Source organism: Serratia nevei, from assembly GCF_024160145.1.
Taxonomy (GTDB): domain Bacteria; phylum Pseudomonadota; class Gammaproteobacteria; order Enterobacterales; family Enterobacteriaceae; genus Serratia; species Serratia nevei_A.
In genome coordinates, this window is sequence record NZ_JAMYWQ010000054.1 from 1 (window position 1) to 25,504 (window position 25,504).

Consider the following 25,504-nt stretch of genomic DNA (forward strand, 5'->3'; position numbering starts at 1 on the left):
GCACGCAGGGCGAGATCGCCGGGCTGAAGGCGCAGAAAGACCCGGCGGCGCAGGCGCAGGCCCGGGAGCAGCTTGAGCAGGGCGGCAAACCGTTCCGCGAGGCGGACGTGTTGCAGCGGGCGTATGATAACGCGATGCGGCAGTACGGCACGGGCAGCGATTTGCAGAAGGCGGCGCAGGCGGTGACGGGTGCGCTGACGGCGCTGGCGGGGAACAACCTGGCGGGTGCGCTGGCGAGCGGTGCCTCGCCGTATCTGGCGACGGAAATCAAAAAGCGGGTCGGTGAAGACAACATTGCGGCCAATGCGATGGCGCACGCGGTGCTGGGGGGCGATAACGGCCCAGCCTCTTAGCATACTGCTCAAGAGGCCGGCCGTTTCTCCTAACGGCGAGACTCAGCCGCGGCCGGTCTCTTCTCTCAGCACGGCGCCGTTCTCGTGCGCCGTGGGGTGATCGGCCCGCAGCGCCCGGCGGATGGCGAAGAAGGCGGCGATCAGCATGGTCACCGCCACCAGCATAAAGAACCCGCACAGCGCGGCGTTGATCTGGTTGCTGAATACGATGGTTTCCATGTCTTTCAGCGACTTGGCCGGCGCTATGATCGTGCCTTGCTCGATGCCGGCGGAGAATTTCTTCGCCTGCGCCAGGAAACCGATGCTCGGTTTTTCATGGAAGATCTTCTGCCAGCCGGCGGTCATCGAGGTAACGAACAGCCAGGCGGTCGGCAGAATAGTGACCCAGGCGTAGCGCTGTTTTTTCATCTTGAACAGCACCACGGTGCCGAGGATCAGTGCCATCGACGCCAGCATCTGGTTGCCGATGCCGAACAGCGGCCACAGGGTATTGATGCCACCGAGCGGATCGACCACGCCCTGATACACGAAGAAGCCCCAGCCGGCCACCGCCACCGTGGTACCTGCCAGATTGCCGAACCAAGAACGGTTGTTGGCCAGCTGCGGCACCGCCACGCCCACCAGATCCTGCACCATAAAGCGGCAGGCGCGGGTACCGGCGTCGACGGCGGTCAGGATGAACAGCGCTTCGAACAGAATGGCGAAGTGGTACCAGAAGGCCATCATCGCCCGGCTGTTGAACACCTCGCTGATGATGTGCGCCATGCCCACGGCGAAGGTCGGGGCGCCGCCGGCGCGCGACAGGATGGAGTTCTCACCCACCTCTTTGGCGATCAGCGCCAGCGTCTCCGGTGTAACGATAAAGCCCCAGCTGTTAATGACCTGCGAAGCATTTTCCACCGTGGTGCCGATCAGCGCCGCCGGCGAGTTCATGGCGAAGTAAACGCCCGGATCCAGCACCGAGGCGCAAATCAGCGCCATGATGGCGACGAAAGACTCCATCAGCATGGCGCCGTAACCGATAAAGCGAATGTGGCTTTCACGCTCCACCAGCTTGGGCGTGGTGCCGCTGGAGACCAGCGCGTGGAAGCCGGAAATGGCGCCGCAGGCGATGGTGATGAACAGGAACGGGAACAGGGCGCCGGCGAACACCGGGCCGCTGCCGTCAATGAAGCGCGAGACCGCCGGCATTTTCATCTCCGGCATGGCGAAGACGATGCCGATGGCCAGGCCGATGATGACGCCGATTTTCATAAAGGTGGAAAGGTAGTCGCGCGGTGCCAGCAGCAGCCACACCGGCAGCACCGAGGCGACGAAGCCGTAGATCACCAGCACCCAGGTCAAGGTGGTGCCGTGCAGCGTGAAGAACGGCCCCCAGTAAGGATCTTGCGCCACGTTGCCGCCGTAAATGATCGCCAGCAGCATCAGCACGAAGCCGATCACCGAGATTTCAGCGATCTTGCCCGGCCGGATAAAACGCATGTAGATGCCCATAAACAGGGCGATCGGGATGGTGGCGGCGATGGTGAACAGCCCCCACGGGCTGTCGGCCAAGGCTTTTACCACCACCAGCGCCAGCGCCGACAGGATGATGATCATCACCCCCAGCGCGCCGAGCATGGTGATCACCCCGGCGAATGCGCCCAGCTCTTGCTTGGCCATTTCCCCGAGTGAACGCCCGTCGCGGCGGGTGGAGATGAACAGCACCAGGAAATCCTGCACCGCGCCGGCCAGCATGACGCCGACCAGGATCCAGATGGTCCCCGGCAGGAAGCCCATCTGCGCGGCCAGAATCGGCCCCACCAGCGGCCCGGCGCCGGCGATGGCGGCGAAGTGGTGGCCGAACAGCACCCATTTGTTGGTGGGCACGTAGTCCAGGCCGTCGTTATGGCGTTCGGCCGGGGTCAGGCGGCGGTCGTCCAGTTCAAAGACCTTGTCGGCAATGAACCGGCTGTAGAAGCGGTAGGCGATGCTGTAGCAGGCGACGGCGGCGACCACCAGCCAGACGGCGTTGACGTGTTCGCCGCGGCTCAGCGCCAGCATGGCGAAGGCGAAGGCGCCAACCAACGCCACCAGCAGCCAGATAAGTCCGGACCTGATGTTTTTCATGAAACAACTCCTTGGCGTGCAGAGGTAAAAATCGACGTTGTTATTAGGAATGACGTTTTAACAGTAGAAGTTTTGCCGCCGAACCGGGGCAGGTCGGATGAGAAATGTGAAGCAGGTGGGGTTTTAGTGTAAAAACAAGGTGATGAAACCGCGTTGGCGCAGGCTGCCGCCCGCGCCATGCCGGGCAGTTATTCATTCTGCATTTTCACGGCGCGTACAGCGAATCATCGTCGTTTTTTATCTGCGCACGGCGTCTGGCAGCTTATTATTTTATCTGGCGAGGTGTGCCGAAATAAAATCATCCGTGCCGTGTTATACCTTTATTTTCATCCGCAGGTTTAATTATTCATCAAATAAATAATAAAACCACGATAGGGATTTAATTATGATAAATAAAATCATCGAAGGGTATTTACCGCAGCTCACGGCCATTCGGCACGATATTCATCAGCACCCAGAGTTGGGTTTCGAAGAGTTCCGCACCAGCGATCTGGTGGCGGATTATCTGAATTCGTGGGGCTATGAGGTGCATCGCGGATTGGCGGGCACCGGCGTGGTGGGCACGCTGCGGGTGGGTGACGGCATTAAACGCCTCGGGCTGCGCGCCGATATGGACGCCTTGCCGATCGAGGAGAACAACGGCAAGCCCTGGAGCAGCAGCGTGGTCAACCGCATGCACGCCTGTGGCCATGACGGCCATACCACCATGCTGCTCGGTGCCGCACGCTACCTGGCGCAAACGCGCAACTTCAACGGCACGCTGCACCTGATTTTCCAGCCGGCGGAAGAGATGCTGAACGGCGGTGCGCGCATGGTGGAACAGGGGCTGTTCGAGCGCTTCCCCTGCGACGCCATCTTCGCCATGCACAACATGCCGGGCATGCCGCTCGGCGAGTTCTTCTTCCAGCACGGCCCGTTTATGGCCTCGATGGATCAGTTCAACGTGCGGGTGCAGGGGCGCGGTGGCCACGGCGCTATCCCGCAGCTGACGGTCGATCCGGTGCTGGTGGCCTCGCATATCACCGTCGCGTTGCAGAGCATCGTTTCGCGCAATATCGATCCGCTGGAGGCGGCGGTGATCACCGTCGGCAGCATCAAGGCCGGCGAGGCGGCCAACGTGATCCCGGACAGTGCGGAGATGAAGCTCAGCGTGCGCTCGCTGGATCGTCAGGCGCGCGCCACCTTGCTGGCGCGCATCCCGGCGCTGATCGAGGCGCAGGCGGCAAGCTTCGGCGCTCACGCGGTGGTGGAACACGTTAACGGTACGCCGGTGCTGGTCAACGACGAAGCGATGACCCGCTTTGCCCACCGCGTGGCGCAGCAGCAGTTCGGCGCCGCGCGCGCGCACTACGGCGCCAGGCCGCTGATGGGCAGCGAAGATTTCGCCTTCATGCTCGATGCGCATCCGCAGGGCTGCTACCTGATCGTTGGCAACGGCGATGGCGAAGGCAGCTGCATGGTGCATAACCCGGGATATGACTTTAACGACGGCTGCCTGGCGGCCGGCAGCCAGTATTGGGGAGCGCTGGCGGAAGCCTATTTAAAATAAACTCGAAAATAATAACAGGGAAGGTAATGATGAGTGAAAATACGGCTGAAACCCAGGCGGCAATAATATCGGCTCCGAAGGCCGGCGGCAAAAAGGTTATATTCGCTGCCTCCTTCGGCAATGCGCTGGAGTTTTTCGATTTCGGTATTTATAACTTCTTCGTTATTTACATCAGCGTCTTGTTCTTTCCGCCGTCCAGCGATCCGCATCTGGCGCTGCTGTTGGCGTTTGCCACGTTCGGCGTCAGCTTTTTCATGCGGCCGCTGGGCGGCATTCTGATCGGCGCCTATGCCGATCGCCATGGCCGCAAGCCGGCGATGATCCTGACGATTTCCTTGATGAGCCTGGGCACGGCGATGATCGGTTTTGCGCCGACCTACGCCAGCGCCGGCTATTGGGGAACCGTCACGCTGGTGGCGGCGCGCCTGATCCAGGGCGTGGCGGCGGGCGGCGAGGTGGGGGCATCGATGTCGTTGCTGGTGGAGTCGGCACCGCCAAACCGGCGCGGCTTCTATTCCAGCTGGTCGCTGGCGACGCAGGGCATCGCCACCGTGGTTGGCGGCGTCACCGCGCTGGCGCTCAGCGCGGCCTTGCCGGTGCTTTCCGGCGAGCCGAACGCCATGGCCGAGTGGGGATGGCGCATTCCTTTCTTTATCGGCGTGGCGCTGGCGCCGCTCGGTTGCTGGCTGCGCCTCGGGTTGGAGAGCGATCGGCCGCCGGTATCGCGGGCTCACGAGCCGCCTGTGCAGTTGCGCAAGCACTCGCGGGCGGTGGTGCTCGGCGTGATGTTGACCATCGGCGCCACCGTCGCCACTTACATCTCGATGTATTATCTCGGCACCTACGCGGTGAAATACCTGGGGATGGCGCAGGCCTACGGCTATGCCGCGATGCTGCTGGCGGGGCTGGTGACCTTCGGCGGCAGCCTGCTGGTCGGGCACTGGTGCGATCGTTACGCTCGCCTGAAGCTTATCCGCGGGTCGCGGATCGCGATTCTGATCGTGGCCCTGCCGGCGTTTTGGTGGCTGAGCGCGGTGCCGCATCCGGCGGTGCTGCTGCTGATTGTCGCGGTGCTGGTCGGGTTGACCACGCTCGGTTCGGTGCCGACCATGCTGATGATTTCGGAGCTGTTCCCGCAGCGCATTCGCGCGCTGGGGTTCGCCTTGGTCTACAGCCTCGGGGTGGCGATCTTCGGCGGCTTCGCCCAGTACATCGCTTCGCAGTCGATCGCGCTGAGCGGTTCGCTGCTGGCGCCCGCCGTCTATCTGATGCTGGCGACGCTGGCTTCGCTGGCGGTGCTGCCGTTGCTGCGTGAAACCGGCGGCGAGCCGCTGCGCTAGCCGAAAAAAACGCCGGCGGTTTTCACCGTCGGCGCTTTGCGTTGCGGCCGTTTCAGGCGGGCGTTCAGGCCGCCGGACGGGCGATCACGCTGCGGGTTTCCATGCGTACTTCGGCGATGGTGACCTGCAAGGTGTCGCTCTGGCGGTAAACCACTTCACCTTTGATTTGCACGGTGCCGGTTTCCTGGCTGCACTGCATCTCGTCGCGCACCGCGTGAATAAACGGTGCCGGGATGAAGGCAACGGCGCCGTTGTCCAGCAGGCGCACGCGCAGGCCGCCGCGGGTCACGTCGATGATCTCGGCGTTGAAGCGGGTATCGGTACCGGCCTTGTCCTGCAGGAAGCGAGCGTACAGCCAGTCGCCGACGTCGCGCTCCGCCATGCGGTTCAGGCGGCGGCGTTCCGCCAGCTGCACCGTCACCTCATCCTGCGGTTTTTCTGCCGGCTGCTGGTTGATGATCGCCTTCAGCAGACGATGGTTGACCATATCGCCGTATTTACGGATCGGCGAGGTCCAGGTGGCGTAAGCCTCCAGCCCCAGACCGAAGTGTGGCCCCGGCGTAGTGCTGATCTCGGCGAAGGTCTGGAAGCGGCGGATGCGGCTGTCGAGGAACTGGGTCGGCTGCGCATCCAGGTGGCGGCGCAGTTCGCAGAAACCGTCGAGGGTCAGCAGCTTGTCGGCTTCGGCTTCCACGCCGTTGGCCTGCAATACGGTGACCGCTTGCTCGACGAGAGCAGGATCGAAACCGGTGTGCACGTTGTACACGCCGAACCCCAGGCGATCGCGCAGCACGATGGCGGCGCAGACGTTGGCGGCGATCATGCACTCTTCAACGATGCGGTTGGCGCTGCGGCGCTGCTCGGTAACGATCTCGAGCACGTCGCCTTTTTCACCCAGCACGAAGCGGTAGTCCGGGCGATCTTTGAACACCAGCGCATGCTGGTGGCGCCAGGCGTTGCGCGCGTCGCAAACGCGCTTCAGCAGGGTGATTTGCTGTGCGATGGCGTCGCTCGGCGGCTGCCAGCCGGCAATGCCTTCCAGCCAGTCGGAGACTTCGTCGTATACCAGTTTGGCTTTGGATTCGATCTCGGCGGCGAAGAACTGAATATCCTCGCCCAGCGCGCCGTCGGCGGCGATGGTGACGCGGCAAGCCAGCACCTGGCGGCGCTCGTTAGGGCGCAGCGAGCACAGGTTGTCCGACAGATCGCGCGGCAGCATCGGGATATTGAAGCCCGGCAGATAGTTGGTGAAGGCGCGCACGCGGGCGATATCGTCCAGCTTGCTGCCTTGCTCGACGTAGGCGGTCGGATCGGCGATGGCGATGGTCAACTGCAGCGAACCGTCGCCGTTGTCGGTCACATACAGCGCATCGTCCATGTCTTCGGTGCTGGCGCTGTCGATGGTGACGAATTCGAGCGCGGTCAGGTCTTCACGCACCAGCGCAGCGGCCGGCTCGCTGAGGGCCTGCATCTCCGGCGCCTCTTTTTCCAGGTTGTGACGCGCCAGCGTCACCCACCACGGAGCGAAATGGTCTTCACCTTCGGTGATGAAGTGGGTCAGATCGGCGTTGAAGCCGCGATCGCCTTTCAGCGGGTGACGGCGCATTTCCGCCACCGCCCAGTCGCCGGCCTGGAAGTTGTGGGTCAATTCACGCACCGGGCGGCACGGAATCGCATCTTTCAGCAACGGATGATCGGGCACGATGGACAAACGATCGTCGCGCTTTTGCACGCGGCCGACAAAGCGCGACAGGAACGGCTCGACCAGGGTTTCCGGCTCGGCGATTTCGCGCTCTTTTTCAGTGTGCAGGGTGGCGATAATGCGATCCCCGTGCATGACTTTCTTCATGTACGGCGGCGGAATGAAGTAACTTTTTTGACCGTCTACTTCAAGAAAGCCAAAGCCTTTCTCAGTCCCTTTCACGACGCCTTCAACGCGCGGGGTCTGAGAGTGAAGTTGCTGTTTAAGCTGCGCCAGCAGCGGGTTATCTTGAAACATATCGTCCAGTGAATGGGTTGTGAGTGGCAAGATTTGCGGCTGACAGTTTTACGCGAATCACCCGCTGCGAGCAAGCCTAACGTCACGGAACCCCGCGTTGCCACGCGATTTTGCGCAAGAATGGTCAATCGGAATGCTATCGATGGAAAACCCCGGCGCGCAGGCCGGGGTGAAGGGCGGGTGGCGATCAGTCCTGCAGCGGCGTCGGCTGCAGGATTTCAATCCAGTAATCGTCCGGATCGCGAATGAACGCCACGTAGTTCATGCGGCCTTCATGCAGGCGCTTTTGGAAGGTGACGCCGAGGCGCTCAAACCGCTCGCAGGCGGCGCGCACGTCCGGCACCGTGACGCACAGGTGGCCAAAGCCGCGCGGCTCGCCGTTGCCGTTGTGGTAGTGGAAATCCGCCTGATTTTCGCTGCCGTGGTTATGGGTAAGCTCGAGAATGCCCGGCTGGCTCAGCGCCCAGCGTTTGCGCTCGTCGTCGTCCTGCGGGATCTGTTCACGCGGGCTGCGCGTCAGGTAGCAGATGGTAAAAGCGGCTTCTTCGAACCTTTCCAGATAGACCGGGGTAAAACCCAGCACGCGGGTGTAGAAATCCAGCGCTTTGGTCAGATCCTTCACGCGGATCATGGTGTGGTTGAACACGTAACCGTCGGTTACCGCGTCCGGTTGGGCCGCCACGCCGGGCAGCGTCAGTAGATCATTCAGTGGCATCAGAGATCCTCCTCAGGGTGTCGGCAGACTGTAGGTGAAATCGATGCTAATCTAAAGTGATTGTTTTTAACTAAAACACTAACTAAAAGTGAATGATAGATGAAGCTGAGCCAGCTGAAGTTTTTCTGTACCGTGGTGGAGCATAAAACCATCGCCGCAGCCGCGCGCGAGCTGCACTGCGTGCCTTCCAACGTCACGCTGCGGCTGCGCGAACTGGAGGAGTCGCTGGGCGGCGCGCTGTTTTTCCGCGACAAGAACCGGGTGTACGTCAATCCCAAAGGGCGGTTGTTCTACCAGCAGGCGCGCGACATTGTGGCGCAGGCAGAGCGCAGCAAGCAGCTGTTCGCCGGCGAGCAGCAGCATGGGCTGCTGAACCTCGGGGCGCTGGATTTCTCGCTGGTCAGCCATTTGCCGGCGCGCATTGCCCGGCTGCGCCGTTTACAGCCTCATCTGCACATCAACGTGCTGAGCCGCGATTCATTGGTGCTGGAGCGCATGCTGATCGACAGCGATCTCGACCTGGCGATCACCGATGGCCCGATTGAACATCCGCTGCTGGCCAGCCAAAAGGCATTCGACGAACGGCTGGTGCTGCTGATGCCGGCCGATGCCGGGCAACCCGACGCCGCCACGCTGGCGACGCTGGAGTTTTACACGTTCAGCCGCGAATGTTCGTTTCGCCTGAAGGTGGATCACTGGCTGTCCGCGCGCGGGCTGAAACCGCGCATGACGCTGGAAATGGAGTCTTATGCCGCCATGGCGGCCTGCGTGCAGGCCGGTTGCGGCGTCGCCTGCGTCCCCGGTTCCTTGCTGCCGCTGATCTTGCCGGCGGCGGGGCTGAAGGTGGTGGAAATGGGCGAGGAGGGGCGGAGCGACCTGTATTTCGTCTGGCGACGGCATCAGCTGTCGGACGAGTTGCAGACCATCCTGGCGATATTGGCGCACCCGGCGTGAACCGGGCGCGCATTTTCAGGCGATGCGCAGCGAAGGTTGCTGTTCGCTGCGGCGGATCACCACCGGAATCGACTTCGAGGTCGGGGTACCGGTGCCGTCGCCGAAGCTGGCCAGCGGTACCAGCGGGTTGGTTTCCGGGTAGTAGGCCGCCAGGTTGCCACGCGGAATGTCGTAACTCACCAGCTTGAACCCGTCCACTTTACGCACCACGCCGTCGTTCCACAGGGTTTCTATCTCTACCCGTTCACCATCCTGCAGGCCCAGCGCCGCCAGATCCTCCGGATGGATGAACAACACTTCACGCTGACCGTAAACGCCGCGGTAGCGGTCATCCAGACCATAGATGGTGGTGTTGTACTGATCGTGCGAGCGCAGCGTTTGCAGGGTGAACGGCGCTTTCTCGCTGCCCAGCTGTGGGAATAGGGTGGTCGGCAGCGCGGCAGCGCTGAATTCCGCCTTGCCGCTCGGCGTGGCGAAGCGCAGTTCGGCGGCGGCATTGCCGAGGTAGAAACCGCCGGGCTGGTCGCAGCGCCGGTTGAAATCTTCGAAGCCGGGAATGGTGGCGGCGATGTGATCGCGGATCAGCGAATAGTCGTCGGCCAATTCCAGCCAATCCAGCTGCTGGGTGCCCAGCACCGCGTCGGCGATGCCGCAGACGATCGCCGTCTCCGAACGTTGGGTCTCCGCCAGCGGTTTACCGACGCCTTCCGAGGCGTGCACCATGCTGAACGAATCCTCGACCGTGATGTACTGCGAGCCGCTGGCCTGCATGTCCAGTTCGGTGCGGCCGAGCGTTGGCAGGATCAGCGCGTCTTTGCCGGTCACCAGGTGGCTGCGGTTAAGCTTGGTGCTGATATGCACCGTCAAATCGCAGCAGCGCAGGGCGCGGGCGGTGCGCTCGGTGTCCGGCGCCGCGGCGGCCAGGTTGCCGCCCAGCGCGATCAGCACCTTCACTTCGCCGCGCAGCATCGCTTCGAGCGCCTCCACCGTGTTGTGGCCCAGCGCGCGGTTGGCGGTGAAGTTAAAGTGGCGCTCCAGGCTGTCGAGCAGCGCCTTGGGCGACTTTTCGTCGATCCCCATGGTGCGGTTACCCTGAACGTTGCTGTGGCCGCGTACCGGGCACAGGCCGGCGCCCGGTTTGCCCAACTGCCCGAACAACAGCTGCAGGTTGGTAATTTCGCGCACCGTCGCCACGGAATGCTTATGCTGGGTCACGCCCATCGCCCAGGTGCAGATCACCCGTTCGGCGCCCTGATAGGTGGCCGCCGCCTGGCGCAGCTGCGCTTCGCTCAGGCCCGACTGCGCGGTAATGGTCTGCCACTCGGTGGCGTCTACCTGTGCCAGGTAAGCCTCCACGCCGACGCTGTGCCGCTCGATAAACGCCAGGTCGAACAGGGCGGGCTCGCCGGCGGCCAGGCGCTGACGGTGGGTTTCCAGCAGGGCTTTCACCATGCCGCGCACCGCCGCCATATCGCCGCCCAGATTCGGCTGGTAATAGGAAGAGCTGATCGGCGAGGATTTTGGCGTCAGCATCTGAATCGGATCCTGCGGATCGGCAAAGCGTTCCAAACCGCGCTCGCGCAGGGTGTTGAAGCTGACGATACGCGCGCCGCGTCGGGCGGCGTTTTTCAGGCTGTGCAGCATGCGCGGGTGGTTGGTGCCGGGGTTTTGCCCAAACACGAAGATGGCGTCGGCCTTTTCGAAGTCATCGATACGGATGGTGCCCTTGCCGACGCCGATGCTCTGCTTCAGCCCAACGCCGCTCGCCTCGTGACACATGTTGGAACAGTCGGGGAAGTTGCTGGTGCCGAGCATGCGGCCAAACAGCTGATAAAGGTACGACGCTTCGTTGCTGGCGCGGCCCGAGGTATACAGCTCGATCTGGTTCGGGTTGTCCATGCCGTTGATGTGTTTGGCGATCAGCGCCAGCGCGTCCGGCCAATGGATAGGTTCATAGTGGTCGGTTTCGGCGTTGTAGCGCATCGGATGGGTGAGGCGACCCTGATACTCGAGGAAATAGTCGCTCTGCTGCTGCAGCGTGCTGACGCTGTGGGCGGCGAAGAACTCGGGCTCCACGGCGTTGCGCGTCGCTTCCCAACTGACGGCTTTGGCGCCGTTTTCACAGAAGCTGAAGGTGCTGTGGTTGTCGTCGCCCCAGGCGCAGCCGGGGCAGTCGAAACCGCGTGCCTTGTTGACGCGCATCAGGTTGCGCAGGTTTTTTAGCGTTTGTTTACTGTCGAGGACAAAGCGGGTGGTGGCTTCAAGCGAACCCCAGCCGCCCGCCGGGCCGGTATAAGGCTTGATTGACGGTTTGAATTTCATGGTGACACTTCGCAGGTGGTTGTAGCTAAAAAGTAAACGCTTTTTTATGCGTCTTGCGTATTTATGTCACAAGTTTAGGGGCGCTGCGGGGTGGCGTCTAATCGAATGGGGCAATGGCGGCATAGAGCGCATCTATCGCCGGCGGGCGGTGCCGTAAACAAATGGTTGCATAAAGACACCCGCTGCAAAAGAGTAATGGTTTCGCCTAAAAGTGAATTCATGCAGTCTATCTCGCGGATTATATTGGTATTTTATTTAGCCTGCGGGCCTGAGGAACACAGCGTGAAGCGTTCAGTATCAGTGGTAATCGGCGGTATATTGCTGCCTTTAGCGGCGCAGGCGACGGAAATAGCGCCCAATTTTCCTACCATGACCCCGCCGGCGATAGACGCCGCCTCTTACGTTTTGATGGATTACACCACCGGCCAGGTGTTGGCCGCCGGCAATGCCGACGAACGGCGCAACCCGGCCAGCCTGACCAAACTCATGACCGGGTTGGTGATCGACCACGCGCTCGATCAGCACAAGATTGGCCTCGACGATGTCGTCACCGTGGGGAAAGACGCCTGGGCGCAGGGCAACCCGGTGTTCAAAGGATCGTCGTTGATGTTCCTGAAGCCAGGTGACAGGGTCACGGTGCGCGATCTCAGCCGCGGTATCATCATCGATTCCGGCAACGACGCCTGCGTAGCGATGGCGGATTATGTGGCGGGCAGCCAGGCCAACTTCGTCAAGCTGATGAACGAGAAGAGCGCGCAGCTGGGCCTGCAGAACACCTATTTCGAAACGGTACACGGGCTGGATGCGCCGGGGCAGTTCACCACCGCCGGCGATCTGGCGGTGATTGCGCGCGCCATCATTATGAGTGAACCGGCGGAATACCCTATGTACAGCGAGAAGTCGCTGACCTGGAATGGCATCACCCAGCAGAACCGCAATGGCCTGCTGTGGGATAAAACCCTGCATGTGGACGGCCTGAAAACCGGGCACACCGCCTCGGCCGGTTTCAACATCATCGCCTCCGCCACCGAAGGGGATCGCCGTTTGATCGCCGTGGTGATGGGCGGCAAAAGCGCCAAAGGCCGCGAGGAGCAGGCGCGTAAACTGTTGACTTGGGGGCTGCGCGACTTTGCCACCGTACATCTGTTCAGCGCCGGCCAGAGCCTGGGGGAAGAGCCGGTCTGGTACGGCGAGCATCACCGGTTACCGGTCGGTAGCGCGCAAGCGCAGTCGCTCAGCCTGCCGAAAAGCGAGGCGGACAAGCTGAAGGCGCAGTACGTGATCAATACCGCGCGGCTGGAAGCGCCGATTGGCAAAGGGCAGACCGTTGGCGAGATCCGCATCAGCGACAATGGCCAGGTGGTGAAAACCCTGCCGCTGGTGGCGCTGCAGGCGGTGCCGCAGGGCGGCGTGTTCTCGCGCCTGGTGGATTACGTGAAGCTGAAGCTCTGACTCACCGGGCGAGCGACGGCGCCCGGTGGTATACTGAGCGCGAATGCCGATCATTGAGCCGCGCTATGGATATTAAACAACTGATTTATTTGTGTAATTTGGAACGGGAACGCCACTTCGGCCGGGCGGCGGAGGCCAGCTTCGTCAGCCAGCCAACGCTGTCCATGCGATTGAAAAATCTGGAAAAAGAGCTGGGTGTTTCGCTGATTAACCGCGGCAACCATTTTGGCGGCTTTACCGCCGAAGGCGAGCGGGTGCTGGCGTGGGCGCGTGAGATCGTCTCGGTTTACCAGGGGCTGAAGCTGGAGGTAGAGTCGCTCAAGCACGGCTTGCACGGCACGCTGCGCCTCGGCGTGGTGCCGCAGTGCAGCATCTCGGTGGCGGAAATGCTCAAGGCGGTCAGCGAACGCTACCCGCATCTCGATTACCGTCTGGCGGTGCTGAGTGCCGATCAGCTGCTGGAGGCGCTGACGGCGCATACCGTTGACATCGGCATCGGCTTTTTCGAGCTGTCGACCTTGAAGGAGCTGCATTTTCAATCGCAGCCGCTGGTGGAAACCGGCGTCGAGCTGGTGTTTCACCCGCAACACTTCCCGAAGCTGGTGGGGGATACGCCGTTGCCGCTGGAGGCGGTGGCCGCCTTGCCGCTGTGCCTGGCCGAGCCGACGCGTTACTTCCGCCGCTATCTCGATCAGCACTTCCGCGACGCCGGGTTAACGCTGCATACGCGGCTGGAAACGACCTCAATCTTCCAACTGTTGGAGGGGATTTTCGTCGGCCTGGGCTGCGGGCTGTTCCCGCGTGGTCAGCTGCAATCGCCGCTGATGCCGGCGTTGCAGCGGCGTGCGGTGGCTATCGGCGCCATGCCGCGTCATGCGGCGGTGGTGGTTGATATGTCCGAGCGCGCCACGCCGTTGGCGCAAAAGTTCTTCGACGCCGCCAGCGAATGGCTGCGTCAGCAGAATGTCTAAAACGCGACGTATTGCGGCCGGTAATCAGGCCGCGTAGCGATCTTCAGTCGGCGGCGATGAAAGATTCCGCATCGCCCAGCGTTTGGCGCAGGCGGTTTTCCCAGGCGTAGAGCGCGGCGGTGAGGATCACTTCCAGCGCCTGCGCCTGATTCAGGCCGCTGTTGAACAACGGCTGCACACTCTGCGGGGTGAATTTCTCCGGTGCGCGCGTCAGCTCGGCGGCGGTGTGGATCACCGCGCGTTTGACCGTATCCTCGGTAGACGCCAATCCCTGAGGCAGCCCGGCGAACAGCGCCTGAACCAGCCCGTCATCCTGTAATTCTTGTGCCACCGTCGCCGCGCAGTAGCGGCTGCCGTTGATGCGCGAGACCGCCAGCGTCGCCAGCGCCTTCAGGCGGCTCGACAGCCCGTATCCCTCGGCGTTGATGCCGTTGAACACCCCGTTGCGCTCGCGCAGTGCGGCGGCATCGTGCGCCAACAGCAGATAATACGACTCGGTGCGTGCCTGCGGGTGGCTCTGATCCAGCACGTCAAGTTGTTCGGCGGCGGCGGTTTCCACGTCGATCGGCGGCAGGCGCGCGGCCCAGCTCAGCGCCTCAGCGCTGAAGGCTAAGCCATCGGCGTCTTCGACGCTCGGGAAGCCGGGCACCACCACCGCCGGCCGGCCGGCCAAGGCCGCCACACCCGCGACCACGCGCGCTTGGTAGCTGACAAAACCGATGACCTGCGAGAAGGTCACGATATCCGCCGGGCTGAGCCCGACGTCGCCAAGCTGTTGCAGCGCCTTGCGGCAAATCAGCGTGGGTTGGCTGGCGAGCTGGCGGGCGTATTGGGTGATCTGGGCGAGGCGGATATTGCTTTCCCGGGAGGCGTCCGGGCTGTGCAGCGGGGCGAGGCGGGCGGCGTAGTGGCTACAGAGCGACTGTACCCCCGTTACCTGCGCGACGGTCAGCGCGGTGCTGAGACGATCGTAGAGTGACAATGTCACGCTTCGTGATAACGGCACCTGGTCGGGGAACAGGGCGTGGTAGCCGGCCTGCGAGGCGTTGAACACCCCGGCGTGGGCGCTTAGCGCAGCGTTTAACGCCTCATCGGCGAAGGCGCCCAGCCCCAGCAAAAATCGATCTCGGTGGATGGCCGCCTGCGGCTCCAGCGGTGCATCGCCCCGCACGCTGCTTTGGGTTTCGTGGTACCACTGGGCATTATGTTGTCGACGGAGTCGTTCCATAGGGTCAATCCTTAATCGTGATCAACAGCCGCCGCTGCGCACGGCAGCGGCGGCTGGGCAAAGAGGCAACATGCCCGCAGGCGGGGCGAAAGGCGGATTTAGCGCAGCTCATCGCAGCACAGCGCGTGGCCGTAAACAGAGAAACCGGCGGCCAGCGTGAGCAGAAACTGCGTGAGGCGGCGATGGCGAAGGCTGTTCATCAGTGCGATATCCTGTCGTATGAGAGGCTCAACGTAGGGGATATCCTCACCGATCGCCCTGGCGAGATAAAATAATGTTACGGACTAATCAATAACTGAAAGGAATAAAATATAAGGATATATAACAAGAATGTAATTTGTATTTGCGTTTTCTGGCGTAGCCCGGCCGCGCTTCGTTTAACGAGATGCGGGGGGCGAAAGGGTAAAACGCTGCTGATAAGCGCGCGGCGATAATCCGGTTTTACGTTTGAAAAGCTGTCTGAAGGTGCTGAGATCATGGTAACCGATGCGTTGCCCGATGGCCGCGAGCGAAAGGTGGCCCGATTCCAGCAGGCGTTTGGCGACCTCCACGCGCAGCGTCTGCAGGTAACCAAGGGGAGACAAACCGGTCGCCTGCTTGAAATGCCGGTTTAACGTTCTTTCACTGACGGCGAGATGGGCGGCGAGCTCCGGCAAGCTAAAGCGTTGTGGCAGCGTGTTCTGCATGCGCTGTTGCGCCCGGGCCACCAGACGATCGGCATGTTCGTTTTCTGCCACCAGCGTGGCATAGGCGCTCTGGCCGACCCGTTGGGTGTCGATCAGGAGCAGCCTGGCGGTTTTCGCCGCACGCGCCGTACCTAAGCAATGTTCAACCAGCCGTACGGCGAGCGTCAGGCAAGACGTCACCGCACCGCCGCACAGAATGCCGTCTTGTTCCGTCAACACTTCATTGGCCCGCAGTTCTACTCGGGGATAGCGGCGGGCGAAATCCGCCGCTTTGTTCCAATGGGTGGTGGCGATCCGCCCGTCGAGCAAGCCGGCTTCGGCGAGCAAGTAGCTGCCGGTGCAATAGGCTGCCAGCAGCGCGCCGTCGGCGTGGCGGCATTGCAGCGCGCGGGAGATCGCCAGAATTCGTTCGCGCTGGGCGATAAACGCTTCCATATCGCCGACGAAGGGCGCAGTGAGCAGAATGATGTCACCGCGTCCGCGTGCGGCGATCTTGCCGTCCACCGCGATCGTTTGGCCGGATGCGGCGCGCACCGGTTGGCCGTCGAGGGACTCTACGCGCCAATGCAGCTGTGTGCCGTCGCTGCCTTCGAGCTTGACGCTATTGGCCGCATGGAATACGTCAATCGCCCCGGCGACGCCGGAGGCCAGCACGCCATCGTAGACCCAAATCCGAATCATCATCTTGTCCGATTCTCCTCTGATAATGGCGATACTGCCACTTTCAGCGCCGGCTGTTAAGGCTGATGATGCGCCTGTCGATAAACTGAATCTGACAGGAGATGAACGATGCCGATGATAGATGCCTATATTCCGGAAGGCGCATTGCAACCGGAGGCGGAAGCGATGTTGTGCAAATCGCTGACGGATATTCTGTTACGGGCGGAAGGTTTCGACCCCTCTAATCCGATCGCCCAGAGCGTCTCCGTGATTTTTCTCCATCGCCCGGCGGCAATTTTCGTCGGGGGCGTCCGCGCCAATGTGCCTTTTTACCGAATCGTTCCTTCGGTGCCGGAAGGACAATACGACGATCTTGCACGGCAGACGCTGGTGAAAGCCGTGACCGCGGCGGTTGCTCAGGCTGAAGGCTGCGCCTTCGAGGCGGTGGCGGCGCGTGTCTGGGTGTTCCCGACGGAAGTCACGGACGGCGAGTGGGGTAGCCGCGGCGTGATCCGCCACCTGCCCGATATTCAGGCGTTTATCGCCGGTGAGCACCAGCGGCAGGTGGGTAACGAAAGGCTGGCTAAACGGCGCCGCAATAAAGCCTTGCTGCTGTTGGCGGCGATGCTGGACGCTGCGCGGTGCGCAGGCGGGCAATGAACGGCGCCCGGCATCGGCGGGGCGGCATTCAGAAACGGCCGCCGTCGCGCCGCCAGGCATCGGCGGTCAGCGCCTCGCCGAAGTGGCTGGCGATCAGACGTTTGGTCAATTCATGCAGCGGCGCCGCCAATACCTCGGCGGTGCTGCCGCGTTCGACGATTTCCCCTTCGTGCATCACCAGCACCTGGTCGCTGATATGCTTCATCATGCCGAGGTGCTGGGTGACATAGATATAGGAAATACCGTGTTTTTCCTGCAGTTCCAGCATCAGGTTGATGATTTGCGAGCGCATCGACATGTCCAGCGAGGCCAGCGCTTCATCGGCGACGATCACCTTCGGCTGCAGGATCAGCGCACGCGCCAGCGCGACACGCTGCTTCTGCCCGGACGCCAGCATGTGCGGGTAGTAGTAGGCGTGATCCGGCAGCATGCCGACCTGGCGCAGCGTCTGGTTGATGCGCTGCTCGCGCTCGGCGGGCTCCAGGCTGGTGTTCAGCCGCAGCGGCGCGTCCAGCAGCTGGCCGATGCGCTGGCGCGGGTTGAGCGAGGTGCTCGGATCCTGAAAAATCATGCGAATGCGCTGGCTGCGGTAGCGATAGTCGCCGAATTCCAGTGGATGATCGTCGATCAGCAGTTCGCCGGCGGACGGTTCCACCATGCCGGAGAGCATCTTCGCCAGCGTGGATTTGCCGGAGCCGTTCTCGCCGATCACCGCCAGCGTCTGGCCTTCACGCAGGGTAAAGCTGACCGATTTCACCGCCTCGACGTGCTGGCGGCGGAACAGCCCGGTGCGGTAGCGGTAGGTTTTGCTCAGGTTGCGCACTTCCAACAGCGTTTCCATGTTATTGCTCCTCCATGTTCAGCGGGAAGTGGCAGGCGAAGAAGTGGTTTTTGACCGGACGCAGGCGCGGCGTTTCGATGCACTTTTTCTGTGCGTAAGGGCAGCGCGGCCCCAGACGGCAGCCGATCGGCAGGTGTTCCAGCGAAGGAATGGCGCCCGGCAGCGTGTTCAACCGGCTCTTGTGCGGCAGCGAACGGCCGAAGTCCGGCATGGCGCGGATCAGCGCCTGGGTGTAAGGGTGGTGCGGCGCCGCCAGCAGCTCTTCGCACTGGGCGCTTTCCACCGTTTGCCCGCAGTACAGCACGTTCACCCGGTCGGCCCACTTGCTCATCATCTGCAAATCGTGGCTGATCAGCAAAATGGTGGTGTTGTTGTTCTGGTTGAGGCGCGCCAACAGGCGGAAAATCTGCGCCTGGGTGGTCGGCTCCATGGCGTTGGTCGGCTCATCGGCGATCAGCAGGCGCGGCTGGTTGGCCAGCGCGATGGCGATCATCACTTTCTGGCACTCGCCTTCGGTCAGCTCGTACGGGAAGCTGCCCATGATGTCGTCGTGATCCTTGATGCCGACGCGGTGCAGCAGTTCGATGGCGCGGCGTTTGCGCCAGTTGAAGCGCTGCCACCAGCGGCCCTTGTAGGTCCAGCCCGGGATGGCCTGAGCCAGCTGGCGGCCGATGCTTTCGGAAGGATCGAGACAGGACTGCGGCTCCTGGAAAATCATCGAGACGTTGTGGCCCACCAGCCTGCGCCGCTCGCGCGGGCTCAGCTGCAGCAGATCGATGTCGTCGAAACGGAAACGGTCGGCGGTGACGCGCCAGTTGTCTTTGGTCACGCCGCAGATGGCCTTGGCGATCAGGCTCTTGCCGGAGCCCGATTCCCCCACCAGGCCGCGCACCTCGCCTTCGCTCAGCGTCATGCTGACGCGATCGACCGCCTTGACCGGCCCTTCGGCGGTCATAAATTCAATCGTCAGATTGCGGATATCGAGTAACGGCATTATTCCACCCCGGCATTGATTGCGCGGCGCATACCGTCGCCTAACAGGTTAACCAGCAGCACGCTGACGAAGATGGCCGCGCCGGGCAGCATCACCGTCCAGGGCGCGACGTACACCAGCTCGAGCGAATCGCCGAGCATCGCTCCCCATTCCGGCGAAGGCAGCTGCGCACCGAGATCGAGGAAGCCGAGCGCGGCGATATCCAGAATTGCCATCGACAGCGCGCGGGTGAACTCGGTCACCAGCACCGCCGCAATGTTCGGCATCACTGCGTACCACAGGATCTGCAGCGTAGAAGCGCCGTCGAGCCGCGCCGCCACCACGTACTCTTTCTCCAGTTCGTCATGCACCGCGCTGTAGATGGTGCGCACCATGCGCGGCAACAAGGCGAGCCATACCGCCAGCATGGCGTGTTCGAGTTTGGGGCCGATAAACGCCACCACCACGATCGCCAGCAGCAGCGAGGGGATAGACAGCAGGGTATCGAGGATGTGGTTAAGCACCGCCGAGCGCAGCCCGTGGGTGACGCCGGCGAACACGCCGAGGATCACCCCGCAAAAAGCCGCCGCCAGCGTCACCGCCAGCGCCGAGCCGAAGGTGGCGGCGGTGCCGGTCAACAGCCGGCTGAGGATGTCGCGGCCGAGATCGTCAGTGCCGAGAAAGAACGACACGTTGCCGTAGCGCGACCAGGAAGGCGGCAGCAGCTGATAGCCGAGGAACTGCTGATCCAGCGCGTAGGGCGCCAGCAGGCTGCCGAACAGCGACAGCAGCAGCAGGGCGATCACGCCGTAAAACCCGATCATCGCCAGCGCGTCGCCGTAAAAAATCCGCCAGGTGTAGCGCAGCGGGCTCGGCATCTTTTTCTCGCGGTATACGTTATCGAAGGGCATACCATTCCTTATGTTTCAGCGGGTTGGTTGCCGCGCCCAGTATGTCGGCCAGAACGTTAATGGTGATCACCAGCGTGCCGACCACCATGACGCCGGCGGAGATCGCCGCATAGTCCTGCTGGCGAATGGCGTTGATCAGCCACCGGCCGAGGCCCGGCCAGCTGAACACCACTTCGGTGATCATCGCCAGCGTGAGCATGGTGGAGAACTGCAGCCCCAGTTTGGGTACGATCGGCGGCAGCGCATTGTGCAGCACGTGGCGGCGAATGATGGTGAAGCGCGACAGGCCGCGGGTGGCGGCGGCCTTGATGTAGTTGTGGTTCAGCACGTCGTCGGTGCTGATGCGCATCAGGCGCACCACTTCGGTGGTGGGCGCCACCGCCAGCGCGGCGATCGGCAGGATCATGTGGCGCAGGGCGCTGCCGATCATCTCATTGCGATACGGCGAGTCCGACAGCCAGGCGTCGAGCAGGGCGAAACCGGTGATCGGTTTCACCTGGTACAGCAGATCGAAACGGCCGGAAACCGGCAGCCAGCCCAGGTGCAGCGAGAAGAACAGCATCAGCAGCAGCGCCAGCCAGAACACCGGCATCGAGAAGCCCAGTAGCGCGAAGGTGCTGATGGCGGTGTCCTGCCACTTGCCGCGCAGCACGCCGGCGATGATGCCCAGCGGAATGCCGATGAACAGCGCCAGGGTGAAGGCCAGCAGGCACAGTTCCATGGTGGCCGGGAACACTTCGCGCAGCTGTTCGCTGATCGCCTGGCCGTTGATGCTGGAGACGCCGAAGTCTCCGTGCAGCAGGCTGGCGAAGTAGAACTGATAGGCGTCCAACAGGGCGGCGCCGTTCAGCGGCGCACGCGGCGTGAAATAGCTCAGGCTGAAGCTGACCAGCGTCAGGAAGAACAGCGTGATCAGCAGCAGCAGAATGCGGCGCAGGGTAAAGATAATCACTTTTTCACCTCCGGCGCGGATTCACGGTACACCCCGGCGAACGAGGCGTTGCCGAACGGGCTCAGCACCAATCCCTTGATATCGTAGCGGTAGGCCTGCAGCCGCAGGGAAGAGGCCAGCGGCAGCACCGGCAGTTGCTGCTCGAGGATCTTCTGCGCCTTGCGATAGTGGTCGATGCGCTGAGACAGCTGCTGCGACAACAGCGCGTTCTGCAACACCTCGTCGAAGCCCGGGTCACACCAGTGAGCATAGTTGGTTTGCGAACGGATTGCCGCGCAGCTCAGCAGCGGCCGGAAGAAGCTGTCCGGGTCGTTGCTGTCGGTGGCCCAGCCGGTCAGGGTCAGATCGTGGTTCATCTCCATCAGGCGCGCCTCCTGGAAGCGGCCCTCTACCGGCACGATGGTGACGTTGATGCCCACCTGGCCGAGATCGGCCTGGATCAGCTCGGCGGTCTTCAGTGGGCTCGGGTTGTAAGATTGCGAGGCGGTCGGTACCCACAGCTTCAGGTTCAGCTGGCCGACGCCGGCCTGCCGCAGCATTTCGCGCGATTTGGCCGGATCGTACTCGGTGACGTGCGCGTCGTTGTCATAGGCCCAGGAGGCGCGCGGCAGGATTGAGGCGGCGGTTTCCGCCGTGCCGTAATAGATCGACTGCATCAACCGCTGGTTGTTGATCGCCAGCGAGATAGCCTGGCGCACGTTGAGGTTGTCGAGCGGCGGTTTGCGGGTGTTGAACGCCAGGTAGGCGATGTTCATCCCCGGGCGCAGCGTCAGGCGCAGGCGCGGATCGTCGCGCAGGATAGACAGCTGGCTGGCCGCCGGATAGGCCAGCACGTCGCACTCGCCGGTCAGCAGCTTGGAGAGGCGGCCGGTACCGCCGGCACCCAGATCGATCACCACCTGCGGCATGCGCGGCAGGCCTTTCCAATAGGCGGCGTTGCGCGCCAGGCGAATATATTGCCCCGAGCGGTATTCGTTGAGCAGGAACGGGCCGCTGCCGACCGGCTCGCGGTCGATCAGTTCCTGATGGCCTGCGCGCGTCAGCACATCGGCGTATTCGGCGGACAGCACCGGCGCGTAGTGGGTTGCCAGGTGCCAGAGGAAAGAGGCGTCCGGCGACTGCAGGCGGATCTCCACCGTGTAGTCGTCGAGCTTTCTCACGCTCTGCACCGAATCGCCGAACTGCAGGCTGTCGAAATAGGGGTATTCGCCGCCGTTGACGTCGTGATACGTGTGTTTTTGGTCAAATACGCGCGCGAAGCTGAACACCACGTCGTCGGCGTTCATCTTGCGGGTGGGCGTGAACCAGGCGGTGGTCTGGAACGGCACGTCCTTGCGCAGATGGAAGCGGTAGGTAGCACCGTTGTCCAGCACTTCCCAGCTTTGCGCCAGCTCGGGGATCAGCCGGTAGGTGTAGGGATCGACATCCAACAGGCGATCGTACAGCTGGGCGGCCAGGGTATCCACCGTCAGGCCGCTGCTGGCCATTTGCGGGTTGAAGGTATTCAGTATGCCGCTGACGCAATAGACAAAGCCGCTCTGGCGAATGTCCGGCAGCGGCGCCGCGGCGGGCGCGGGCGGTGTTGTTGCGGCCAGGGCGGAGCCGGCAAAGCACAGCGACACTAGCCAAAGGGGTAAACCACGCATAGAGGCTCATGGGTTAATCAGCAATAGCGTTAGTGTATCGCACTCTGACCGGCAGCCCAATCCATTGAGCAAAATCGCTGAGTTTTCTGCTACTTGATTAATCAGGTCGCCCAACGGCGTGAAAAAAATCTTTTTTGATATGTTATAACATAACAAAATCATGATACCGTTCCCCGGCAAAGTCACAATAACGCAAGGGGATGTATGAACGAAGTTGCACTTCCACCACGCCGTTCGCTGCCGGACGCTCAGGCCTGGCGCGGCGAAATGAGTGATGTCGGGCTCGATTGGATCGGGATGCAAGGGATCGCGCTGCCGCTGGAGCTGGCCGGCAAGCCACTGATGGCCAACGTCGACGCCGGCATCAACCTGCGCGCTGAAGCGACGGGCGAACGCGGCATTCACATGTCGCGGTTGTATCTGGCGCTGGACGAATTGACGCAGGGCGAGCTGACGCCGCAGCGCATCGGCCGAACGCTGCAGGCCTTTCTGGATTCGCAGCCGGAACACAGCGATCGCGCCAAACTGGCGATCGGCGGTGAGCTGCTGCTGTCGCGCCCGGCGCTGCTGTCGCCACAGCGCGGCTGGAAGGCTTACCCGCTGCGCATCGAGGCGACCCTGGCGAACACGCTGACGCTGGCGCTCACCGTTGGTGTGCCTTACTCCTCGACCTGCCCGAGTTCGGCGGCGCTTAGCCGCCAACTGGCGCAGCAACAGTTTCAGTTTGATTTTGAGCAGGCGGCGGAGCGGGTCAGCCAACGGCAGGTGAGCGAGTGGCTGCTGGAACAGGGGATGCCGGCCACCCCTCACAGCCAGCGCAGCTGGGCCTGGGTCACCGTGACGCCAGAGAATGAACGGGCGTTCGAACCGGTGAAATTGATCGACCGCATCGAACACGCGCTGGGCACGCCGGTGCAAACGCTGGTGAAACGCCGCGACGAGCAGGCCTTCGCGCTGGCCAACGGTCAGAACCTGATGTTTTGCGAAGACGCGGCGCGCCGTCTGTATCGCATGCTGCGCAGCCAGTGTGATTACCGCGCCTTCTCGCTGCGCGTCGAGCATCAGGAGAGCCTGCATGCCCACAATGCGGTGGCGGAGCTGAGCTGGCGGGGAGAACATCATGCTGCGTAAAAATCCCAGCGGCCATCTGCCGCAGGTCTCGCCGCTGGCCTACATCGACCCCACCGCCATTATTTGCGGCCGGGTGATCGTCGAAGATTTCGTCTACGTCGGCCCTTATGCGGTGATCCGCGCCGACGAGTTGAACGCCGCCGGCGACATGGAGCCGATCGTCATCGGCTCGCACTCCAATATTCAGGACGGCGTGGTGATCCACTCCAAGAGCGGGGCGGCGGTCACCATTGGCCGTTACAGCTCGATCGCCCACCGGGCCATCGTCCACGGCCCGTGTCGCATCGACGATCGGGTGTTTATCGGCTTCAACAGCGTGTTGTTCAACTGCCACATCCAGTCCGGCTGTGTGGTGCGTTACAACGCGGTGGTGGACGGCGTGACGCTGCCGGAAAACCGCTATATCCCGTCGACCGAGCGCGTAGGGCCGGACAGCGACCTGTCGCGCTATCGCCAGGTCGATCGCGGCGCGCTGCAATTTTCCGAAGAAGTGGCCGCCACCAACGTCGAGCTGGTGCGCGGTTACCAAGCATTACGCAATGAATTTTAATGAGGCTCCCATGAAACAACTTCCCGTGACCGTGCTTTCCGGCTTTCTCGGCGCCGGCAAAACCACGGTGCTGAACCACATCCTGAACAACCGGCAGGGCATGCGCGTGGCGGTGATCGTCAACGACATGAGCGAAGTGAACATCGACGCCGCGCTGGTGGAAAATGCCGTGCATCTCGATCGTCAGGAAGAGAAGCTGGTGGAGATGAGCAACGGCTGCATTTGCTGCACGCTGCGCGAAGACCTGCTGGTATCGGTGCGTGAGCTGGCGCAGGACGGGCGTTACGATTACCTGCTGATCGAATCGAGCGGCATCTCCGAGCCGCTGCCGGTGGCGGAAACCTTTACCTTTGAGGACGAAAAGGGCGAAAGCCTGTCGCAGTTCGCCCGGCTGGATACCCTGGTGACGGTGGTCGACGGGGTGAATTTCATCCAGCAGTACCAGCAGGCGCAAAGCCTGCAGGAGGCCGGTCAAAGCCTGGGCGAGGACGATCTGCGCAGCGTGGCGGATCTGCTGATTGAGCAAATTGAATTCTGCGACGTGATGCTGGTCAGCAAGACCGATCTGTTGACGCCATCCCAGCAGGGCGAAGTGATGGCGCTGCTGGCCAGCCTGAACCCCGATGCCCGCATTGTGCCGATCGCGCCGGGCAAACTGCCGCTGGAGGCGGTGCTGAATACCGGCAGCTTCAGCTTTGAAAAGGCGCAGCAGGCGCCCGGCTGGCTGAAAGAGCTGCGCGGCGAACACCTGCCGGAAACGGAAAACTACGGTATCAGCAGCTTCGTCTATCAGGCGCGGCGGCCGTTTGCGCCGGACAAGTTTTACCGCGTGATCAACGGCGACTGGGGCGGCGGCAAGCTGCTGCGCTCGAAAGGCTTTTTCTGGTTGGCGACGCGGCCGCGGCAGGCCGGGCAGTGGAGCCAGGCCGGGGGCATCGCCCATTACGGCCTCGCGGGCACCTTTTGGCGGGCTATCCCGCAAGATAATTGGCCGCAGGATCCCGAAGCGCGGGCGCACATTCAGGAAAAATGGGTAGAGCCGTTCGGCGACATGCGCCAGGAGCTGGTGTTTATCGGCCAGCATCTGCAGCAAGCGACGATCGCGCGTCTGCTGGACGAGTGCCTGCTGAGCGACGAGGAAATGGCCGCCGGCGTGGACTATTGGCTGGACATGGCAGACCCGTTCCCTGAGTGGTAATTGCGCAATCTTCGTGTGGTAATGAGAAAAATTCTCAACAAAGTGCTTTACAGACGATACTGATAACTATTATCATCGCCTGGCAGTTCACGGAAGGCCACAGTTTGCGGCTCTGATGTGGAAGGCACGACATTGCTCACATTGCTTCCAGTGTTTTTTAAGCCAGCTCGGGTGCTGGCTTTTTTTTGGTTCATCGCGTTTTACCGGGGAACGCTGCTTTGATTTTCAGGAAGAAGTAAGCGTTATCCCGGTATCCATAAGCCATCCGCTTCATCACCTTTATCTTATTGTTCATCCCTTCCAG

At 62.2% G+C, this 25,504-nt stretch carries 22 protein-coding genes and 1 pseudogene; 11 read left to right on the top strand and 12 right to left on the bottom strand.

What is annotated here, in order from left to right; translation table 11 throughout:
• Nucleotides 1-353: pseudogene (locus tag M6G53_RS23355) on the top strand (VENN motif pre-toxin domain-containing protein); the annotation flags it as partial.
• Nucleotides 354-395: 42 nt separating this feature from the next.
• On the opposite strand, the gene M6G53_RS23360 reads toward M6G53_RS23355, so the two are convergent.
• Nucleotides 396-2,462, bottom strand: a complete 2,067-nt coding sequence (locus M6G53_RS23360) for a carbon starvation CstA family protein (RefSeq protein ID WP_253334773.1) — start codon at nucleotides 2,460-2,462, stop codon at nucleotides 396-398.
• Nucleotides 2,463-2,615: 153 nt separating this feature from the next.
• Here M6G53_RS23360 and M6G53_RS23365 point away from each other — a divergent pair, with 153 nt between their 5' ends.
• From M6G53_RS23365 to M6G53_RS23375, 3 genes are read left to right on the top strand one after another with little or no spacing between them, the layout of a single operon-like run.
• Nucleotides 2,616-2,804 (top strand): hypothetical protein, encoded by a 189-nt coding sequence (locus tag M6G53_RS23365; protein ID WP_253334775.1) that lies wholly within the window; start codon nucleotides 2,616-2,618, stop codon nucleotides 2,802-2,804.
• A gap of 43 nt (nucleotides 2,805-2,847) precedes the next feature.
• Nucleotides 2,848-4,011, top strand: coding sequence for a M20 aminoacylase family protein (locus M6G53_RS23370; protein WP_253334777.1), 1,164 nt, complete (start codon nucleotides 2,848-2,850; stop codon nucleotides 4,009-4,011).
• 29 nt (nucleotides 4,012-4,040) lie between these two features.
• The gene (locus M6G53_RS23375; protein ID WP_253334779.1) at nucleotides 4,041-5,351 is read left to right on the top strand and encodes an MFS transporter; all 1,311 of its coding nucleotides are present in this window, start codon (nucleotides 4,041-4,043) and stop codon (nucleotides 5,349-5,351) included.
• Nucleotides 5,352-5,415: 64 nt separating this feature from the next.
• On the opposite strand, the gene M6G53_RS23380 is transcribed toward M6G53_RS23375, so the two are convergent.
• A complete protein-coding gene (locus M6G53_RS23380) occupies nucleotides 5,416-7,350 on the bottom strand; it encodes an exoribonuclease II (protein ID WP_253334781.1) in 1,935 nt (644 codons plus the stop codon).
• A 187-nt stretch (nucleotides 7,351-7,537) separates the two neighbouring features.
• Nucleotides 7,538-8,065, bottom strand: a complete 528-nt coding sequence (gloA, locus tag M6G53_RS23385) for a lactoylglutathione lyase (RefSeq protein ID WP_253334783.1) — start codon at nucleotides 8,063-8,065, stop codon at nucleotides 7,538-7,540.
• Nucleotides 8,066-8,164: 99 nt separating this feature from the next.
• On the opposite strand from gloA, the gene M6G53_RS23390 reads away from it, so the two are divergent.
• Nucleotides 8,165-9,019, top strand: a complete 855-nt coding sequence (locus M6G53_RS23390; RefSeq protein ID WP_253334785.1) for a LysR family transcriptional regulator — start codon at nucleotides 8,165-8,167, stop codon at nucleotides 9,017-9,019.
• A 15-nt stretch (nucleotides 9,020-9,034) separates the two neighbouring features.
• Here the strand turns inward: M6G53_RS23390 and M6G53_RS23395 are convergent, their stop codons facing one another.
• Complete coding sequence (locus tag M6G53_RS23395) at nucleotides 9,035-11,341, bottom strand: FdhF/YdeP family oxidoreductase (RefSeq protein WP_253334787.1); 2,307 nt, start codon at nucleotides 11,339-11,341, stop codon at nucleotides 9,035-9,037.
• Nucleotides 11,342-11,623: 282 nt separating this feature from the next.
• Here M6G53_RS23395 and dacD point away from each other — a divergent pair, with 282 nt between their 5' ends.
• Both dacD and M6G53_RS23405 read left to right on the top strand, forming a co-directional pair.
• Nucleotides 11,624-12,793, top strand: coding sequence for a serine-type D-Ala-D-Ala carboxypeptidase DacD (gene dacD, locus M6G53_RS23400; protein ID WP_253334788.1), 1,170 nt, complete (start codon nucleotides 11,624-11,626; stop codon nucleotides 12,791-12,793).
• Between the two features lie 65 nt (nucleotides 12,794-12,858).
• Nucleotides 12,859-13,764, top strand: coding sequence for a LysR family transcriptional regulator (locus tag M6G53_RS23405; protein WP_253334790.1), 906 nt, complete (start codon nucleotides 12,859-12,861; stop codon nucleotides 13,762-13,764).
• A gap of 43 nt (nucleotides 13,765-13,807) precedes the next feature.
• Here M6G53_RS23405 and M6G53_RS23410 read toward each other — a convergent pair whose 3' ends face one another.
• The gene (locus tag M6G53_RS23410; RefSeq protein ID WP_253334792.1) at nucleotides 13,808-14,992 is read right to left on the bottom strand and encodes a CMD domain-containing protein; all 1,185 of its coding nucleotides are present in this window, start codon (nucleotides 14,990-14,992) and stop codon (nucleotides 13,808-13,810) included.
• Nucleotides 14,993-15,369: 377 nt separating this feature from the next.
• Entirely contained in the window at nucleotides 15,370-16,362 is a 993-nt protein-coding gene (locus M6G53_RS23415; protein ID WP_253334793.1) for a GlxA family transcriptional regulator, read from the bottom strand.
• Nucleotides 16,363-16,467: 105 nt separating this feature from the next.
• On the opposite strand from M6G53_RS23415, the gene M6G53_RS23420 reads away from it, so the two are divergent.
• Entirely contained in the window at nucleotides 16,468-16,998 is a 531-nt protein-coding gene (locus tag M6G53_RS23420) for a tautomerase family protein (RefSeq protein WP_253334794.1), read from the top strand.
• A gap of 28 nt (nucleotides 16,999-17,026) precedes the next feature.
• Here the strand turns inward: M6G53_RS23420 and sapF are convergent, their stop codons facing one another.
• Genes sapF through sapA form a run of 5 tightly spaced genes read right to left on the bottom strand, consistent with a single transcriptional unit; the run spans nucleotide 17,027 to nucleotide 22,321 of the window.
• Nucleotides 17,027-17,839 carry a putrescine export ABC transporter ATP-binding protein SapF gene (gene sapF, locus M6G53_RS23425; protein ID WP_253334797.1) on the bottom strand — a complete coding sequence of 271 codons (813 nt, stop codon included), beginning with the start codon at nucleotides 17,837-17,839 and terminating at the stop codon, nucleotides 17,027-17,029.
• A 1-nt stretch (nucleotide 17,840) separates the two neighbouring features.
• On the bottom strand, nucleotides 17,841-18,833 hold the full coding sequence (gene sapD, locus M6G53_RS23430; protein ID WP_253334799.1) for a putrescine export ABC transporter ATP-binding protein SapD: 993 nt from the start codon (nucleotides 18,831-18,833) through the stop codon (nucleotides 17,841-17,843).
• Nucleotides 18,833-19,723 (bottom strand): putrescine export ABC transporter permease SapC, encoded by an 891-nt coding sequence (sapC, locus tag M6G53_RS23435; RefSeq protein WP_253334801.1) that lies wholly within the window; start codon nucleotides 19,721-19,723, stop codon nucleotides 18,833-18,835. The genes sapD and sapC overlap by 1 nt, the downstream gene beginning before the upstream one ends.
• On the bottom strand, nucleotides 19,710-20,675 hold the full coding sequence (sapB, locus tag M6G53_RS23440) for a putrescine export ABC transporter permease SapB (RefSeq protein WP_253334803.1): 966 nt from the start codon (nucleotides 20,673-20,675) through the stop codon (nucleotides 19,710-19,712). Before sapB ends, sapC begins: the two co-directional genes overlap by 14 nt.
• A complete protein-coding gene (gene sapA, locus M6G53_RS23445; RefSeq protein ID WP_253334805.1) occupies nucleotides 20,672-22,321 on the bottom strand; it encodes an ABC transporter substrate-binding protein SapA in 1,650 nt (549 codons plus the stop codon). The genes sapB and sapA overlap by 4 nt, the downstream gene beginning before the upstream one ends.
• Before the next feature lie 204 nt (nucleotides 22,322-22,525).
• Here sapA and folE2 point away from each other — a divergent pair, with 204 nt between their 5' ends.
• From folE2 to zigA, 3 genes are read left to right on the top strand one after another with little or no spacing between them, the layout of a single operon-like run.
• On the top strand, nucleotides 22,526-23,452 hold the full coding sequence (folE2, locus tag M6G53_RS23450) for a GTP cyclohydrolase FolE2 (RefSeq protein ID WP_253334807.1): 927 nt from the start codon (nucleotides 22,526-22,528) through the stop codon (nucleotides 23,450-23,452).
• Nucleotides 23,442-24,002, top strand: a complete 561-nt coding sequence (locus M6G53_RS23455) for an LbetaH domain-containing protein (protein WP_025303003.1) — start codon at nucleotides 23,442-23,444, stop codon at nucleotides 24,000-24,002. Before folE2 ends, M6G53_RS23455 begins: the two co-directional genes overlap by 11 nt.
• A 10-nt stretch (nucleotides 24,003-24,012) precedes the next feature.
• The gene (gene zigA / locus M6G53_RS23460) at nucleotides 24,013-25,200 is read left to right on the top strand and encodes a zinc metallochaperone GTPase ZigA (protein WP_253334810.1); all 1,188 of its coding nucleotides are present in this window, start codon (nucleotides 24,013-24,015) and stop codon (nucleotides 25,198-25,200) included.
• Nucleotides 25,201-25,390: 190 nt separating this feature from the next.
• Here zigA and M6G53_RS23465 read toward each other — a convergent pair.
• The coding region (locus M6G53_RS23465; RefSeq protein ID WP_253334315.1) for a transposase at nucleotides 25,391-25,504 on the bottom strand (114 nt) is incomplete at its 5' end.